This window comes from Nocardioides bizhenqiangii (assembly GCF_034661235.1).
In the GTDB taxonomy this organism is placed as follows: Bacteria; Actinomycetota; Actinomycetes; order Propionibacteriales; family Nocardioidaceae; genus Nocardioides; species Nocardioides bizhenqiangii.
This window is the reverse complement of the sequence record NZ_CP141059.1, coordinates 1048312-1064554: the sequence shown is the minus strand read 5'-3', so window position 1 is coordinate 1064554 and position 16243 is coordinate 1048312. Positions and strand designations below refer to the sequence as shown.

Annotated in this window: 11 protein-coding genes; 2 read left to right on the top strand and 9 right to left on the bottom strand. The window is 70.4% G+C overall.

Translation table 11 applies throughout. From position 1 onward, the window contains the following. Positions 1 to 29: 29 nt before the first annotated feature. Positions 30 to 692: a DUF305 domain-containing protein gene (locus tag SHK19_RS05270; protein ID WP_322458186.1), complete on the bottom strand. Its 663-nt coding sequence runs from the start codon at positions 690 to 692 to the stop codon at positions 30 to 32. 154 nt (positions 693 to 846) lie between these two features. Between SHK19_RS05270 and SHK19_RS05265 the strand changes: the two genes are divergently transcribed. Continuing rightward, entirely contained in the window at positions 847 to 2646 is a 1800-nt protein-coding gene (locus tag SHK19_RS05265) for an LVIVD repeat-containing protein (RefSeq protein WP_322938024.1), read from the top strand. Here the strand turns inward: SHK19_RS05265 and SHK19_RS05260 are convergent. The 6 genes from SHK19_RS05260 to mfd all read right to left on the bottom strand — a co-directional run bounded on the left by SHK19_RS05260 (position 2643) and on the right by mfd (position 11022). Further along, the gene (locus SHK19_RS05260) at positions 2643 to 3065 is read right to left on the bottom strand and encodes a hypothetical protein (protein ID WP_322938023.1); all 423 of its coding nucleotides are present in this window, start codon (positions 3063 to 3065) and stop codon (positions 2643 to 2645) included. The genes SHK19_RS05265 and SHK19_RS05260 overlap by 4 nt on opposite strands. Positions 3066 to 3092: 27 nt before the next feature. Beyond that, positions 3093 to 3617: a hypothetical protein gene (locus SHK19_RS05255; RefSeq protein WP_322938022.1), complete on the bottom strand. Its 525-nt coding sequence runs from the start codon at positions 3615 to 3617 to the stop codon at positions 3093 to 3095. 108 nt (positions 3618 to 3725) lie between these two features. Then, complete coding sequence (locus SHK19_RS05250; RefSeq protein ID WP_322938021.1) at positions 3726 to 6122, bottom strand: M4 family metallopeptidase; 2397 nt, start codon at positions 6120 to 6122, stop codon at positions 3726 to 3728. Positions 6123 to 6208: 86 nt separating this feature from the next. After that, positions 6209 to 6814: a MazG family protein gene (locus SHK19_RS05245; protein ID WP_322458211.1), complete on the bottom strand. Its 606-nt coding sequence runs from the start codon at positions 6812 to 6814 to the stop codon at positions 6209 to 6211. A gap of 13 nt (positions 6815 to 6827) precedes the next feature. Further along, entirely contained in the window at positions 6828 to 7502 is a 675-nt protein-coding gene (locus SHK19_RS05240) for a hypothetical protein (protein ID WP_322938020.1), read from the bottom strand. A 19-nt stretch (positions 7503 to 7521) separates the two neighbouring features. Then, positions 7522 to 11022, bottom strand: a complete 3501-nt coding sequence (mfd, locus tag SHK19_RS05235) for a transcription-repair coupling factor (RefSeq protein WP_405030484.1) — start codon at positions 11020 to 11022, stop codon at positions 7522 to 7524. Between the two features lie 196 nt (positions 11023 to 11218). On the opposite strand from mfd, the gene SHK19_RS05230 reads away from it, so the two are divergent. Then, complete coding sequence (locus tag SHK19_RS05230) at positions 11219 to 14089, top strand: M36 family metallopeptidase (protein WP_322938018.1); 2871 nt, start codon at positions 11219 to 11221, stop codon at positions 14087 to 14089. A 6-nt stretch (positions 14090 to 14095) separates the two neighbouring features. On the opposite strand, the gene SHK19_RS05225 is transcribed toward SHK19_RS05230, so the two are convergent. Continuing rightward, positions 14096 to 15424, bottom strand: a complete 1329-nt coding sequence (locus SHK19_RS05225; RefSeq protein ID WP_322456557.1) for a serpin family protein — start codon at positions 15422 to 15424, stop codon at positions 14096 to 14098. 36 nt (positions 15425 to 15460) lie between these two features. Further along, a complete protein-coding gene (locus SHK19_RS05220) occupies positions 15461 to 16222 on the bottom strand; it encodes a siderophore-interacting protein (RefSeq protein ID WP_322456558.1) in 762 nt (253 codons plus the stop codon). Positions 16223 to 16243 lie beyond the last annotated feature (21 nt).

Below are 16243 nucleotides of genomic sequence, written 5' to 3'. Positions count from 1 at the left end.
GAGGTGATTCGCAGGCTGTGGAGGAAGGGTTAGGACGACCCGTCGACCAGCATCCGCTTCATCCGGGCGATCTCGACCAGCTGGTCGGACTCGATGTGACGGGCGAGCTGGAAGACCTCGGGCTCCTGTCCGCCGTCCTCACCGGTGAGCAGGTCCTCGACCATGATGACCGCGCCCTCGTGGTGGCGGATCATGTAGTTCAGGAACAACCGGTCGAAGCGCTCCCCTCGGGCGGCGCGGAGCTGCGCGAGCTCGGGCCCGGTCAGCATGCCCGGCATCAGCTCGGCGTGGCCGCCGTGGTGGGCGTGCTCGCCCGGCAGCGCCTCGTCGCGCTCGGTGAGCCAGCCCTCCATCTGGGCTATCTCGTCGGTCTGGGAGATCTCGATCCGCTCGGCCAGCAGACCGACCTTCCTCGAGGCCGACCGCTCGTCCACCATCGCGGTCATCGTCAGCGCCTGCTGGTGGTGCGGAAGCATGTTCTGCACGAACGCCACGTCGGCCTCGGTGTGCTCGGGCTGGTCCAGCCCCTCGACCTCCTCGGGAGACAGCGTCCGGTTGGTCTCGCCGGGTGCTCCCAGCTGGACCACCGGGCTGTCCGACTCAGGCTCGGAGTCGTCGCCGTCCGACGTACACCCGCTCAGTGCCAGCGCGGCCGCGGAGGCAGCCGCCAGCAGGCGAAGCGTCGTCCTCATGAACGTGCCTCCGGGATCGCGCGATTCAACGGGAAAGGTCCGCGGGAAGGTCTGGCGGACTGGGAAAGCGGGGTCTAGTTTGATCCTAACCACGGCTGACCCCCCATGTCGCACGGCACTTTCTCGGGCTGGCCGACTCCAGGAGGGTGGGACGATGGCATCCCTGCGCAGGCGTGGCATCCAGAACAACCGGCGGTTCATCGGCTTCGCAGGAACGGCGCTCCTCGTCGCGGTCCTCGCCCCGGCAGCGGCCTTCGCCGAGGAGGACCCGCGCGTCGGACTGGCGCCCGGCTACTTCCCTTGGTCGGAGGCAAGCAGCAACATCGAGCTGCTCGACAACGACCCGCGGGTAGCGCCCTTCGACGCCCCTCCCGGCAACTTCGGCTTCGTCAACTCCGACCTCGCCTTCACCGGGGACCACGCGATCGCCGGCAACTTCAACGGCTTCCAGGTCTACGACATCTCCGACCAGACCAACCCGACGTTGCGCTCGTCCTTCGTCTGCCCCGGCGGCCAGGGTGACCCGTCCGTTTACGGCGACCTGCTGTTCATCTCCGTGGAGGAGACCCGGGCGCGGATCGACTGCGGCACCCAGGGCGCGCCCGGACCGGTGAACCTGGAACGGTTCCGCGGAGTGCGGATCTTCGACATCAGCGACATCGACAACCCGGTCCAGCTTCCCGGCGTGCAGACCTGCCGCGGTTCGCACACCCACACGATCGTCACCGACCCGGACGACCCGGACAACATCTACATCTACAACTCCGGCACGTCGTCGGTGCGGTCGGCGGCCGAGCTGCCCGGCTGCGAGAACGCCAACACCAACAACCAGGCCCCGGTGACCACCGGCAACCCGACGCCATGGCGGATCGACGTCATCAAGGTCCCGCTGGACGACCCGGCCGCGGCGGAGATCGTCAGTCAGCCGCGGATCTTCAAGAACCCGCTGACCGGGGCCTTCAACGGGCTGCAGAACACCCCGTCCGGCACGCTGCACCCTTCGGGGACGCCGTACTCGCCGCTCCCGAACACCAACACCTGCCACGACATGACGTCGTTCCCGGCACGTGAGCTGGTCGCCGGCGCCTGCCAAGGCAACGGGATCCTCCTCGACGCCGAGGACCCGGTGAACCCGGTCCGGATCGACGCCGTGTCCGACCCGAACTTCTCCTACTGGCACTCGGCGAGCTTCAACAACGACGGCAGCAAGGTGATGTTCACCGACGAGTGGGGTGGCGGTACGACGGCGCGGTGCCGGGCCACCGACCAGCCCGAGTGGGGCGCGGACGCGTGGTTCGACATCGTCGGCGACGAGATGGAGTTCCGCAGCTACTTCAAGATGCCCGCCGTGCAGACGACGCAGGAGAACTGCGTGGCCCACAACTCCTCCCTGGTGCCGGTGCCGGGCCGCGACATCCTGGTGCAGGCCTGGTACCAGGGCGGCATGTCGGTGATCGACTTCACCGACACGGCGAACCCCGTCGAGATCGCGTACTTCGACCGCGGGCCGATCGACGTGCCGAACCCCAACGGCCTCAACCTCGGGGGACTCTGGTCGACGTACTGGTACAACGGCCAGATCTACGGCACGGAGATCGCGCGCGGGTTCGACACCTTCGGCCTGCTGCCCAGCGACCAGATGTCGGAGAACGAGATCGACGCGGCGCGGGAGGTCGTGCTGGAGCAGTTCAACAGCCAGCACCAGCCCATGATCGAGTGGGAGCCGAGCTTCAACGTGGCCGGCGCCTACTTCGACCAGGCCGTCCGCTCCGGGGAGCTGAGCGGCAAGACCCTCGAGAAGGTCGGCAAGCACCTCGAGAAGGCCGAAAAGCTCGAGGGTCAGCCTGGGTCCGCGGTCGACCAGCTCGAGAGCGCCATCCGGCTGCTCGACGACACCGGTGACCAGGGTGAGCTGAAGCAGGCCCTGATCGACCTGGCGGAGTCCCTCGACTAGCGAGCCAGCGCGGTCCGCCACCGGTCGGTGCTGCCGACGGTCAGCCCGACCTCGCCGCGGCCGGTCTCGACCACCAGGACCGGTCGACCGTTCCAGTGCGTGTTGAAGTGCTGCTGGATCCGGGTGCCGGTGATCTCGCTGATCGGCAGCTCGACGGCGTTCCCGAGGATCGGGCGTACGACGAGCGTGGTCGGTGTCAGGACGACCCAGCTGGTGTTGCGGGCGCGTGGGAAGTCGCCGGTGCCGCCGCGGTACTGCCCCAGCTCCGGACCGAGCTCGGCGTCCGGATGAGCAGCGCGGACCTCGGCGCCACGGTCACGGGACGCGCGTCGTACCGCCCACAGCACGGCACCGATGAATGCGATCGCCGCCACCACGCTGAGGATGCTGATCAGGACGATGAGCACGGCGGCATTCACAGCTGCATTGTGCCGGAGCGGCTGAGGTCAGCCGGCGAAGAATCCCCAGGCCCCGTTGGTCAGGGAGAGGTCGCCGAGCTCGACGCGCTCGCCGTCAGGGCTCTGGGCCACGACCCCGCTCAGCTCGGCGCGCACCGGCTGGTCCGCGGGCGAGTCGCCGGTCGCCGGGACCTCCCCGACGAACTCGAGGGTGCCCTCGACGATCTCCCAGGTCTCGTCGACCTCGGCCTGGGGTTCCTCGATCAGGTCGTTGCACCAGTTCGCGGCCAGGTGGGTGCCGACCAGCACCTGGGCGTCCCAGGCAGGGTCGGGTAGGGAGACGGTGCGCTCGATCGCGCCGGGCTCGGCGTTGTGGTGGACGCTCAGCAGCGCCCGCTCGGCCTTGTCGGAGACGGCGAACCCGTAGCCGCAGCCGAGGTCCTCCGTCAGCTCGACCGACGCGAGTCCGTCGGAGCCCGCGTCCGTGCCACCGTCGCCGTCATCGGCGCCGCACGCACCCAGCGCGGCGACCAGCACGGACAGGGAGGCCAGCGGAAGCAGGAGCTGTTTCATGCCTCCTCGGACGGGCGGGCCGCTGCCCCGGTTCCCGGGGAGGGATGAGAGGGGAGAGGTCGCGCACCTGTGGGGGACGCGCGACCCCTCCCTGACTGGGGCCGAGACTCAGGGTGGGGAGATCTTCAGCGTCACGTCGTCGATGTGCCAGTTCGTGAACAACACGTCGTTCTCATTGGTGTTGAACGACAGCTCGAACGTCGTCCCGGCGAGGCCGCCGGGCAATACCTTGGTCACCTTGGCGTACGTCTTCGGACAGGACCCGCAGGCCTCCACGTTGATCGCGTCGAGGTTGCTCCGGGTCAGCAGCGTCGTGTTGCCCGCCTTGACCGTCAGCGTGTCGAACCCCGTGGTCGAGGAGTCCTCGTCCGTCAGCGACCAGACGTAGAACACCAGCGTCGCCTTGCAGCCCGCCGGGACCGTCACGGACTGCGTCAGCGTGTCGATCCGCGTCCCGAGGTGGTTGGTCGGGCCGCTGCCGTAGCCACCGAGCCAGGCGTGCTTGACGCCCGTCCTCGACAGGGATGCTCCGTGTGGCCCGATCTTGCCGGCGAAGGTCGTCCACGGCGCGTCCGACGGAAGCTCGAAGTCGGAGTTCCCGAGCCGCTGGCCGGAGCACGCGGGCGTCGTGGGGCTCGCGACGTAGAACGTGAACCAGGCCTTGCCGGCAGCTCCGGCCGCGGGAGTTGCCGTGACCTCGACGACCCAGGTCCCGGCCGTGTCCTTGTTGAGGGTGCCCGACACCTGCCCCGTGGACGGGTTGATCGACAGGCCGGTCGGCAGCCCGAGGGCGGACCACGTGTACGGCGCGGTGCCACCGGTCGCGGTCATCGTGAACGGCGTGAACGGCGAACCTGCCGTCGCCGTGCGTGCAGTGGCGTTGGTGACGGCCGCCCCGCCGGCGTTCTTCGTGCAGGTGCCCTCATCACCCTGGGCGGGCACCGAGACCGCGTTCCACGCCGCGCGGATCCGATTGAACTCCGTGCAGTTCGCCTGTCCGTAGAGATGGCGGGCGGCGATCAACGTCCACGCCCGGTACCTCGGGTACGACGACGCGGTGGTCTTCATCAGCATCGCCGTGTAGAGGACCTTCATCACCTTCTGGATGCCGATCCCGAGCTGGGTCGTGGCGTTGCACGTCGGGCTCACCGGGCCGCTCGCGGGGTTCGTGCCCTGCGAGGCGATGTAGAACCAGTGGTCGCCCGGCCCGGCGTTGGCGTGCACCTGGTCGCTCGTGTCCATGGCCGGCGAGTAGCAGTTGGGGTGGCCCTCCAGCGACGGGTTGGCCATGTTGCGGATCTCATTGTGACCGGCCAGGTTGATCTCCTCGCCGATGAGGAAGTCGCGCACGTCGTGCGGTGCGGGCTGGTTGTCGAACCACTCGGTGGAGGTGCCGAAGGTGTCGGCGATGAACTCCTGGGTGCTGCCCCGCGAGATCCCGCCCGGTGTGTGGTGGTCGACGCCGTGACCGAACTCGTGAGCGGTGACGTCGAGCGAGGACACCCACTGCCCCGAGGGGTTGAAGCCGAACTGGACCTGGGTGCCGTCGTAGAAGGCGTTCTGGGCGGCGAGTCCTACCCTCATCGGCAGCCAGCCATTGCTGCCGTTCATGCCAGCGCGGCCCAACCAGCTGGCCATCATCTTGTTCATCTGCTGCGCGCCGTAGAGCGCGTCGACGCAGGCCGTCTCCTTGTTCGTCGGGTCGCCGTTGCCCCAGACGTCGTCGGGCCCGGTGAACGTCAGGTTCGTCGCCAGGTCCTGGCAGGTCATCGTGGGCGCGGTCTTCATCGTCATCTCGTAGGTGCTGCCGACCTTGCGGGTCTGGATCGGCACCGGGTTGGGGCCCGACCAGCCGGCGTTGCCGTCGCCGGAGGCGACACCCTCGAGGGTCTGCAGCACCTCGCCGCTGTCCGCGTCGACGTACACGTCGAGCCGGGAGGGCTCGCCGGCACGCCGGCCGGTCGCCGTGGTCCGCCACGCCAGGTCGGACCTGGACCCTCGCTGCAGGACCACGAGCTGGCTGCGGCCGAGCCGGGCGTCGTTGACCTTGCCGGCGGACCTGGTGCGCGCTGTCGTGGCCGCGACGGAGGGCTGGACGTCGGCCAGGCTGACCTTCGCCGTCTGGGCGACGCTCGTGTAGACGACGTTGCCGTCACCGTCGACCACCACGACGAAGTCGCCGCCATCGACGGGGAGGCCACGGTAGGTGCGCTCGTAGGGCACGAACCGGAGCTGGGCCGACCGCAGGGTCTCCTGTGCGTGCACCTTGTCGTAGCGGCTGAGGTGGAGCTGAGGCACGCGGGCGGTGACGATGTCGGCCGCTGCGGCCGCTGCGACGGCGTCGCGACTCGGCCTGGGCGCCGTGTCCGAGTCGGGCGCGGACGACGCGGCGGAAGGGGGCTTGGGCTTCGGGTCGTCCGCGACTGCGGTCCCGAGCGGCGCAACGGTCAGTGCGGCAGCGGCGGCGAAGATCGTCGAGGCCACCACGGAGCGGGTGGTGAGCATGTCTCGCATGGTCCTCCGCGCGCTGTGGCGCCGGAGCGAAACCAAATCTCTGGATGGCTAAATTTGCTCGACCGGTCCAGACCAGCTCAGAGCAGGCGGCGTACGGCGTCGCGCAGCGCCTGCTCCGGGTCGACTCCCCGCTGCCGCGACTCCGCGACGAGGGCGAGCAGCCGGTCGCCGAGGTCGTCGGTCGGGCGCTGCTCCACCGACTGGCCGGCCCGCTCGAGCCGGTCGAGCACCTTGTCGGCGTAGAGCAGCGCCGGCAGTCCGGGCGGCAGCCCGTCGGTGACCCGGTCGCGGTGCTTCTCGGTGGCCTTGATGGCCTCCCAGACCTCGGTGACCGACGCGGCATCGGGCGGCGCTCCGGCCGAGTCGTGAGGGGGTCCGTAGACGTGCGGGTTGCGGCGCCGCATCTTGGCGGTGATGTCACGCGCCACGTCGTCGAGGTCGAACTCCCCCGCCTGCTCGGCGATCACCGCGTGGAAGACGACCTGGAGCAGGAGGTCGCCGAGCTCCTCCCGCAGGTGCTCGACGTCGCCGGTGTCGATCGCCTCGAGCGTCTCGTGGGTCTCCTCGAGCAGGTAGCGCGCGAGGGACCGGTGGGTCTGCTGCTGCTTCCACGGGCACTCGGCCCGCAGCCGGCGCATGACTGCGACGAACTCCGCGAGCGCGTCGTCGGGAGGTGACGCCATCACGGGTCGGGCGTCAGCCCAGCGGGACCGGCGGCGCCGCCGCGGGGTCGGGTCGCTTGCCGCACAGCTCGTCCTCGGGGAGCTCCCGGAGCGCCTCGGGCGTCGGTGCCTCGATCTCGGTCGCTGCCTCGTCGCTCACCGGTACCGAGAGCTGCTCGCCCGCGGGCACGAACTCGGCTCCCTCGAGCCTGACGTCGAAGCGCGGGTTGATCGCGATGTCGTAGTCGGCGGGATCCGGGGCCTCCCCTTCCTCGACCTCCTGCCGGACCGCCGAGGAGTAGAGGACCGTGTCGGCGTAGTCCTGCAGCGCCTCGCGGTCGTCCTCGTCGACGTCGTCCCATCCGGGCGCGAGCTCGAGACCGGGGTCCTCCGCCGTCGCCTCGATCTGCTGGTCGTCGGCGAACTCGGCGTCGACCAGAGCGGCGATCCACTGCTGCAAGATCTGAGACTGCGCGTACTCGCGGCTCGTGCCCACGGCGGCGGGGTCGGGGTTGGTCTCCTGGAGCGTGCACAGCCCGTCGACCACGGCGGTCAGCTCGTCGAGCGTGATCTCGGTGTCCTCGACCGCTGCCGCGATGCCCGGCCGCGGTCCGTCGTCGCCGATGACGTTGCTCGCACAGCCGGTGGCGACGAGGGCGAGGCCGATCGTCGTGGCCACCGCAGACAGGGTCCGGCCGACGTGCTTCACGCTCGACTCCCCTTCTCTCTCAACTAGTCGGGTCGATGACGGCGTCGATCACAACGCGCGCCCATTCAAGCAGGGCGATGCCCTCGAGCGGACGCCCGGTGGCACCCGGGGTGCCGGGGCGCGGCACCAGGATCGACTCGACCTGGGTCTTGACGATCGACTTGGGATACATCCGCTGCAGGCGGACCACCCGGGAGTCGGGCAGCGTCACCGGCGCGAAGCGGACGTTCTTGCCGAGCACGGTGATCTCCCTGAGGCCGGCCTGACGGGCCCGGGCACGGAACCGGGCGACCAGCATCAGCGCGACGACGGGCATCGGCGGCTCGCCGTACCGGTCGTCGAGCTCCTCGTTGATCTCGTCGACGTCGGCGTCGGTGCGGACCTCGGCCAGCCGCTTGTACATCTCCAGCCGCAGCCGCTCGCTCGGGATGTAGTCGTGCGGCAGGTGCGCGTCGACGGGGAGCTCGATCCGGATCTCGTCGAGCTGCTCGGGAGCGTCGTCGCGGAAGTCGCGGACCGCTTCGCCGACGAGGCGCACGTAGAGGTCGAAGCCCACGTCCGCGATGTGTCCGGACTGTTCGCCGCCGAGCAGGTTGCCGGCACCGCGGATCTCGAGGTCCTTCATCGCGATCGCCATGCCGCCGCCGAGGTCGGAGTGCTGGGCGAGGGTCGCCAGCCGCTCGTGCGCGGTCTCGGTGAGCGGCTTCTCGGTCGGGTAGAGGAAGTAGGCGTAGGCCCGCTCGCGGCTGCGGCCGACCCGGCCGCGCAGCTGGTGCAGCTGGCTGAGGCCGAGGGTGTCGGCACGCTCGATGATCATCGTGTTGGCGTTGGACACGTCGAGGCCGGACTCGACGATCGTGGTGCATACGAGCACGTCGAACCGCTTCTCCCAGAAGTCGAGCATCACCTGCTCGAGCTGGTGCTCGCCCATCTGGCCGTGGGCGGTGGCGACCCGCGCCTCGGGCACCAGCTCGCGGAGCTTGGCGGCGGCCTTCTCGATCGACTGCACCCGGTTGTGGATGTAGAAGACCTGGCCGTCGCGCAGGAGCTCCCGTCGTACGGCGGCGACGATCTGGCGGTCCTCGTAGCCACCGACGTAGGTGAGCACCGGGTGCCGCTCCTCGGGCGGGGTGGTGATCGTGGACATCTCGCGGATGCCGGTGATCGCCATCTCGAGCGTCCGCGGGATCGGCGTCGCGCTCATGCTCAGCACGTCGACGCTGGTCCGGAGGCGCTTCATCTGCTCCTTGTGCTCGACGCCGAACCGCTGCTCCTCGTCGACGATGATCAGGCCCAGGTCCTTGAACCGGATGTCGGGGTTGAGCAGCCGGTGGGTGCCGACGACGACGTCGACCGTGCCGTCGGCGAGCCCGGCCATCACCTCGGCCGCCTCCTTGTCGGTCTGGAACCGGCTGAGGCCCTTGATCAGGATGGGGAAGCCGCTCATCCGCTCGGTGAAGGTCGACAGGTGCTGGCTCACGAGCAGCGTGGTCGGCACCAGCACCGCCACCTGCTTGCCGTCCTGCACCGCCTTGAACGCCGCCCGCACCGCGATCTCGGTCTTGCCGTAGCCGACGTCGCCGCAGACCAGCCGGTCCATCGGGATGGTCCGCTCCATGTCGCCCTTGACCTCGTCGACGGTCGTGAGCTGGTCGGGGGTCTCATGGAACGGGAAGGCGTCCTCGAGCTCGCGCTGCCACGGGCTGTCCGGCCCGAACGCGTGGCCCTTCGTGGCCTGCCGAGCGGCGTAGAGCTTGATCAGCTCGGCGGCGATCTCGCGGACCGCCTTCTTCGCGCGGTTCTTGCGCTTGGTCCAATCGCCGCCGCCCAGCCGGTCGAGGCTGGGCTGCTCGCCGCCGACGTAGCGGGTGACCTGGTCGAGGGAGTCGGCCGGGACGAACAGCCGGTCCGGCGGGGCGCCGCGCTTGCTGGCGCCGTACTCCAGGACGAGGTACTCGCGGGTCGCTCCGTTGACCTCGCGCTGCCTCATCTCGACGAACCGGCCCACGCCGTGCTGCTCGTGCACGACGTAGTCGCCGGCCTTGAGCTCGAGCGGGTCGATCTGCCGTTTGCGCCGGGTCGGCATCGCCCGCATGTCCCGCGTCGACGCCTTCTGGCCGACGATGTCCTCGCCGGTGAGGACGACGAGCCGCAGCCCGTCGTCGACGAGTCCGTGGGCGAGGTTGCCGCAAGTCACCGTGACGACGTCGGGGTCGGGCCGGGTGCCGACCGGCAGGTCCTCGACCAGCCGCGCCGGCACGTCGCGCTCCCCCAGCGCCTCTACCATCCGCTCGGCCGGACCGTGGCCGGCGTGCACGATGACCACCGTGTGCCCCTCGGACCGCCACTTCCCGACGTCGGCGAACGCCCGCTCGACGTCGCCGCGATAGGGCTCCGTCGGCCGCGCCGCCACCTTGTTGGTCGAGCTTGTCGAGGCCCCCTCAAAGGTCTCGACAAGCTCGACCAACGAACCGTCGCCCAGGCCGAACGGCGAGAAGGTCCACCAGGACCGGTCGTGCTCGAGGACGTGGGCGCGTACGTCGGCGAGCTCACGGTAGGACGCCGCCTGCAGGTCGATCGGTGCCTGGCCGCCGCCGGCGGCGGCCGCCCAGGACGCGCCGAGGAACTCCTCGCTGGTCGCGACCAGGTCGTGAGCGCGGGCGCGGGCCCGCTCGGGGTCGAGCACCAGCACCTGGGTCCCGGCGGGCAGCAGGTCGACGAGAAGCTCGAGCTCGTCGACGAGGGCCGGGATCAGCGCCTCCATGCCTTCGACCGCGATGCCCTGCGCAAGCTTGTCGGTGAACTCCCGCAGCTCGGGGTGGTCGCGGCCGAGGTCCTCGGCCCGGGCCCGCACGTCGTCGGTGAGGAGCAGCTCGCGGCACGGCGGCGCCCACAGTCGCGGCTGGGTCGCGATCGTCCGCTGGTCGGCGACCGCGAACGACCGGATCTCCTCGACCTCGTCGCCCCAGAACTCCACCCGCAGCGGGTGCTCCTCGGTCGGCGGGAACACGTCGACGATGCCGCCGCGGACGGCGAACTCGCCGCGCCGCTCGACCAGGTCGACGCGCGAGTACGCCGCCCCGACCAGGCCGGCGACGACGTCCTCGAGGTCGGCAGACTCCCCCACAGCCAGCTCGACCGGCGCCAGGTCGCCGAGCCCCTTCACCTGGGGCTGCAGCAACGAGCGCACCGGTGCGACGACGACCGAGAGCGGCCCGGTGCCCGGCTCCGTCCCCGGGTGGCAGAGCCGCCGCAGCACCGCGAGCCGGCGACCGACGGTGTCGCTGCGGGGGCTGAGCCGCTCGTGCGGGAGCGTCTCCCAGCTGGGGTAGTAACCGATCGTCTCGGGGTCGATCATGTCGCCGAGCTCGGCGACCAGCTGCTCCGCCTCCCGGGTGGTCGCGGTGACCGCGAGCACCGGACGCCCGGTGCGCGCCAGCCCGGCGACGATGAACGGACGCAACGGCTCGGGGCCGGTCAGCTCGTGCGCTGGGAGCCGCCCGTCGGCGGCGTCCGCCATCGCTGCGGCGAGCGCCGGATCGGCGAGGACGAGGTCGGCGAGTCCGGCGAGGGTCACGGGGGGCCAGTGTACGTCGGCGACTTTTCCCTGATCCTCCCTCCCGGGGGGTGGGTGCGCTTATGGTGCGGAGGTCGGCTACGCAGACAACACAGGGCAGCGACGCTGCAGCACCGCACGCACAACGTCGGGAGGCGCGATGAACTCGTCGGCATCACTCATCACCAGCCGCAGGAAGTGGGTGGGAGCCTGGGCGGTGGCCGCCGTCGCGGTCGTCAGCATGGGCGTACCGGGACCGTCGGACGGCGCGGCTGCCAGCCGGGCGACGCCGGGGCCGACGGATCGCTCCGGTGATGCCACCGCCCTCACCAACTACGACGTGCGCATCCTCAGCGGTGACCGGCGGGCCCGTGCCGATGCCCGGCAGGTGCGCGCCAACGGCAAGGCTGTCGCCCGGCTCAGCCGGAGCATCGGTCCCGACGCCGTGATCGACATCGATCCCCTGACGGGCACACCCGACCAGGTGGCCGGTCGGACCACGATGCTGACCGGTCCCAGCAGCCGACCTGCCGCTTCGGTGGCGCTCGACTTCGTGCGCGCCCACCTCGCCGCGTTCGGCCTCGAGCGGGCCGACCTCTCCACCTTCGTGAAGGTGCGCGAGTACACCGACATCCACGGCGTCACCCACGTCTACTGGGCCCAGCAGGTCGCCGGTGACCGGGTGTTCGGCAACGGGCTGCGTGCCCATGTCGACCGCAGGGGCCGCCTGATCTCGGTGCAGGGTGCCCCGATCGCCGGCCTCGGCATCCTTGCCCGCCGGGCGCCGTCCTCCCACCTCGGGCGCTCCGCCGCCATCCGCAAGGCCGTGACCGACACCCGTCTCGCCCGACCGGACCTACGGCCCGGCGCCACGGCCGACCGGGTGTGGTTCTTCGCTCCGGGCGGCCTGCGCCCGGCCTGGCTGACCTACACGGAGCCGGGCTCGGCCGCCGGCTACGAGCACGTGATCGACTCTGCCACCGGCTCCACGCTCTACCGTCGTTCGACCGTCAACTTCGACGGCGACGCGTTCGTGCACGAGAACTACCCGGGCGCGACCGGCAGGTCGCGCGGTGGTCGTGCGCACCACGTGAACCTGATCAAGCGCGGGTTCCTGCTGCCGAATGCGAACTTCCCGAAGGGCAAGTACGCGACCGTCTGGCCGGACCTCAACGACGACGACAAGCGTCAGGCCCGCGAGACCACGCCGTTGCCCGAGAACCGCAGGCAGGCGTACCGGATGCGGCTGAAGGGATTCCCCACAGCACAGGACGAGCTCCGCTGCTCACCGCGCTACAAGTGCTCGTGGGACCCGACCCAGGCCTTCTCCTGGCGGAAGAACATGGCCCACGACGCGATCCAGGGCCTCTACCTCACGAGCAGGTTCGCCAAGTGGCTCTCCCGGCCGCCGTTCGGCTTCGATCGCTCCAGCGGCAACTTCACCCGCAAGGACGGCGACCCGGTCGACCTCAACGCGATCGACGGCGCCAACACCGCCGACGGCTTCCCCGACGGCAACCATGTCAACAACGCCAACTTCAGCACCCCGCCCGACGGTCGCCGCCCGCGGATGCAGATGTACCTCAACTACAGCCCGTACCTGGCCGCGAGCTCGAGCGACGACTTCCTCACCCTCGGACACGAGTTCACCCACGGCCTGTCCAACCGGCTGGTCGTCAACTCCAACAACCACTCGACGCTCAACAGCTACCAGGCCGGCGCGATGGGCGAGGGCTGGAGCGACTTCTACGCGTTCGACTACCTGCTCTTCCGTGACTACACGACCGACACCCCGGAGCCGGGCGAGCTCAGCCTGGACCTGTACCTCGCCAAAGGCGCCGTCGTCACCCGCACCCAGGCGATGGACTGCGGACTGGACGAGGCCTCACCGCGGTGCGTGCAGATCCTCACCGGCGACGACGGCGGCTACACCTACGACGACGTCGGGGACGGCCAGCTCGGCACCCAGGTGCACGCCGCCGGCGAAGCCTGGGCGCAGACGCTCTTCGACATCCGGGAGCGCCTCCGTCACGGGGTCACGATGACCGTGGTCACCGAGGGCATGCGGCTGGCACCCGACGACCCGTCGATGCTCGACATGCGCGACGCGATCATCGCTGCCGACGAGGCGATCTACGGCGGGGCCCACGTCGACGCGCTGTGGCGGAAGTTCGCCGACCGCGGCTTCGGGTTCTACGCCGGCTCGGACGACGGCGCCGACGCCGCCCCGGTCGCCGACTTCAACGTGCCGCCTCCGCCGGGCACGCTGAAGGGCAGGATCGCCGGAACGGTGACCGACCGCGACGGCAACCCGCTCGCGGGTGCCGTGGTCCGGGTCGCCGGCCACAGCGAGTACTCCGACGTGACCGACGCCGACGGCGAGTACCAGATCTCGGGGGTCGTCGCGGGCACCTGGCCGAAGGTGGTCGCGACCCTCGACGGCTACGAGCCCGAGTCGGAGGCGGTCACCGTGGTCGGACAGCAGACGACCGACTTCAACCCATCGCTCCGGCGGGACTGGGCGTCGGCCAGCGGCGGTGCCAGCATCGCCAGCTTCACCGGGCCGGATCTCACGGACATCGGCTGCGGACCGATCCAAGCGATCGACCTCTCGCAGGGCTCCGGCTGGGGCAGCGACACGACGGCCACCGGCGATCCCGCGGACAGCGAGGACGACGTCGACCCGAAGGAGATCGTGATCGAGCTGCCGCAGCAGATCACGCTCACCGAGTTCGGCGTCAACCCGTCCAACACCTGTGGTGACCCGGGCAGCGCGTCGACCGCGGGCTACGAGATCTACGTCGCTCCGACGCCGTCCGGCCCGTGGGGCGCGCCCGTCGCGGACGGCACGTTCACGCCGGAGGATCGCGGCACCATGGTCGAGATCCCGGTAGGCGCACCGATCCCCAACGTCGGCGCCGTCCGGTACGTGATGCTCTCGCCGCAGGTCCCCGACTGGAGCGGCTGTCCGTTCGACTACGCCGGCTGCCAGTTCATGGACACCACGGAGGTCGCCGCGTACGACGACTAGCTCAGCTCAGCCTTCCTCGGTCGGGTCGACGACCCGACCGAGGAAGAGCGGGGTGCCGTGCTCCACGTCGTGGATGACGTAGAGGAACGGGCGGTCGACGTGGAACGGCGTCGTCACCGGCATCGATTCGAGCTGCGCGACGACCGCCGTGGCCGCGGCTGCCTCGGTGCCGTCCTCGTCGACAGCGATGAACCCCTGATGCAGGACTGCGGCGATGAAGAGCTGTAGGTGCTCACTCGTCATCGGGCGGAAGTCGGCGGCGTCCGGGTCGAAGGCGGTCGGCATTCCGAGCTCCTTGAGGATCTCGCCGAGCGGGGCGCTCGTGCGATTCGTCCACCTCGGCAGCAACAGATCGAGCTTGGCCTTCCGACCGCCGGCCAGGACGTCGGGCAGCGCGCCGGCCGCGATCAGCCCTTCGACGTCGGCGAGCCGCCCATCGTCCGGCAGGACCACGGTCATCGCCAGTCGGCTCCCGGCGTAGGAGAGCCGAGCGGCCCGCCAGCCGTCGCCGCTCGCCAGCTGCCCGTCGACCTCCGGTCCGCTCATGAGATCGACGTCAACGGTGCTTCCGTCGGCGAGATGGAACTGCCCGAGCGCGGTCAGCTCCTTCTCGAACGGCTTCTCCCAAGGCGCCTTGAGATAGACCGCGTTGACCAGCACCAACCGGGTCAGGTCGTTGAGCACTCCGTCCGGGATCAGGTCCACGATCCGGTCGTGCGTCTGCTGCTCGACCCAGTCGTTGATGAGGATCCGGGCCTCCTCGAACGCGTTCTCGAAGTCGACGATGCGGATCCCGGCGCCGTACTGCTTTGCCAGCGGGTCGAGGAACCCCTCCTCCCAGCCGACGCCCTGCTGTCCGAACAGCTGGTTGGCGGTGTCGAGGGCGACCTCGGCCTCGCTGCCGTCGGCCCGCCGCTGCCTGCCGGCCAGACCCTCGACGTGCGCAGTCAGCGCGTTGAGGCCGGCGTGGAACCGGTCGTCTGCGCCGAGCACCTGGCGCATTTCCTCTGCGGTGGTGCCTCCGGCGCCGTTGAGCGTCATGCCGAGCGCGACCGCGATGGAGTACGGCGACAGCACCAGGTTGCCGTCGCTCGGCAGGGCGCCGTACACGCCGCCCGCGAAGCGGTGCATCGCCGCGACCACGTCCGGGATCGAGCGGGCGTCCCCGGGCACCCGGTCGACGTACGACCGGACCAGCTCGAGCGGGCCGCCGTCACCCACGGGCGGTCCCGCGTGCCTGCCGTCGTCGCTGCTGCCTCCACCGCACGCGCTCAACAGTGGCTGGACCAGCGCCGCCAGTGCGGCAAGTCGGATCGTGTCTCTGCGGGTGATCACGTCTGTCTGACGTGGACGGCCACGTCGGTGGTTCCCTCAGGCGTCTTCGGCCGCGGCGAGCTCGGCCTTCCACTCGCGGAACGCCTCCTCGGACCGGCCCCGCCGCCAGTAGCCCGAGATCGAGACATCAGCACGCGGGACGCCGCGCTCCGTGAACAGGTAGGGCCGGATCTCGTGCATCACGGCATGCGCCTCGCCGTGCACGAACGCGTGCACCCGGCCCTCGCGCCACGGCAGGGCGCGGACGGCGTCGGCCAGGCCCGGCTGCTGCGGATCGGACCGGTAGAGCCAGGTGACGTCGATCTTGTCCGGGGCGGCGAGCGGCTGGACGTACGTCGGTGCCTCGACCTCGACCACGACGTAGCCCTCCGCATCGTCGGGCAGCGCCGCGAGCGACTGCCGGATCGCGGGGACGGCGGCCTCGTCGCCGGCGAAGAGATGCCAGGCGGCGTCCGGGTCGGGGGCGTAGGCGCCGCTCGGTCCGCGAACCGAGATGGTGTCGCCCGGCAGCGCGGTGGACGCCCACGGGCCGGCGACCCCCTCGGTGCCGTGCACGACGAAGTCGATGGCCAGGGTGCCGGCCTCCGGGTCGGGGTCGATCACGGTGTAGGTCCGCATCGGCGGGCGCTCGCCCTGCGCCAGCAGCTCCGGGTCGCCGAAGATCAGCTTCACGTAACGGTCGGTGTAGTCGTTGCCCAGGAACGCCGACAGGTCGTCGCTGCGGAAGTGGAGCCGGACCATGCCGGGGCTGAGCTGCTCGTTCGCGGTGACGGACAGGGTGGTGATCGGCTTGGACACGTCGTCGAGCCTAGGCTGCGC

Coding starts and splice junctions, on each gene's coding strand:
- SHK19_RS05270 (WP_322458186.1), bottom strand. CDS start 692: ATGAGGACGACGCTTCGCCTGCTGGCGGCTGCCTCCGCGGCCGCGCTG.
- SHK19_RS05265 (WP_322938024.1), top strand. CDS start 847: ATGGCATCCCTGCGCAGGCGTGGCATCCAGAACAACCGGCGGTTCATC.
- SHK19_RS05255 (WP_322938022.1), bottom strand. CDS start 3,617: ATGAAACAGCTCCTGCTTCCGCTGGCCTCCCTGTCCGTGCTGGTCGCC.
- SHK19_RS05250 (WP_322938021.1), bottom strand. CDS start 6,122: ATGCTCACCACCCGCTCCGTGGTGGCCTCGACGATCTTCGCCGCCGCT.
- SHK19_RS05245 (WP_322458211.1), bottom strand. CDS start 6,814: ATGGCGTCACCTCCCGACGACGCGCTCGCGGAGTTCGTCGCAGTCATG.
- mfd (WP_405030484.1), bottom strand. CDS start 11,022: ATGGCGGACGCCGCCGACGGGCGGCTCCCAGCGCACGAGCTGACCGGC.
- SHK19_RS05230 (WP_322938018.1), top strand. CDS start 11,219: ATGAACTCGTCGGCATCACTCATCACCAGCCGCAGGAAGTGGGTGGGA.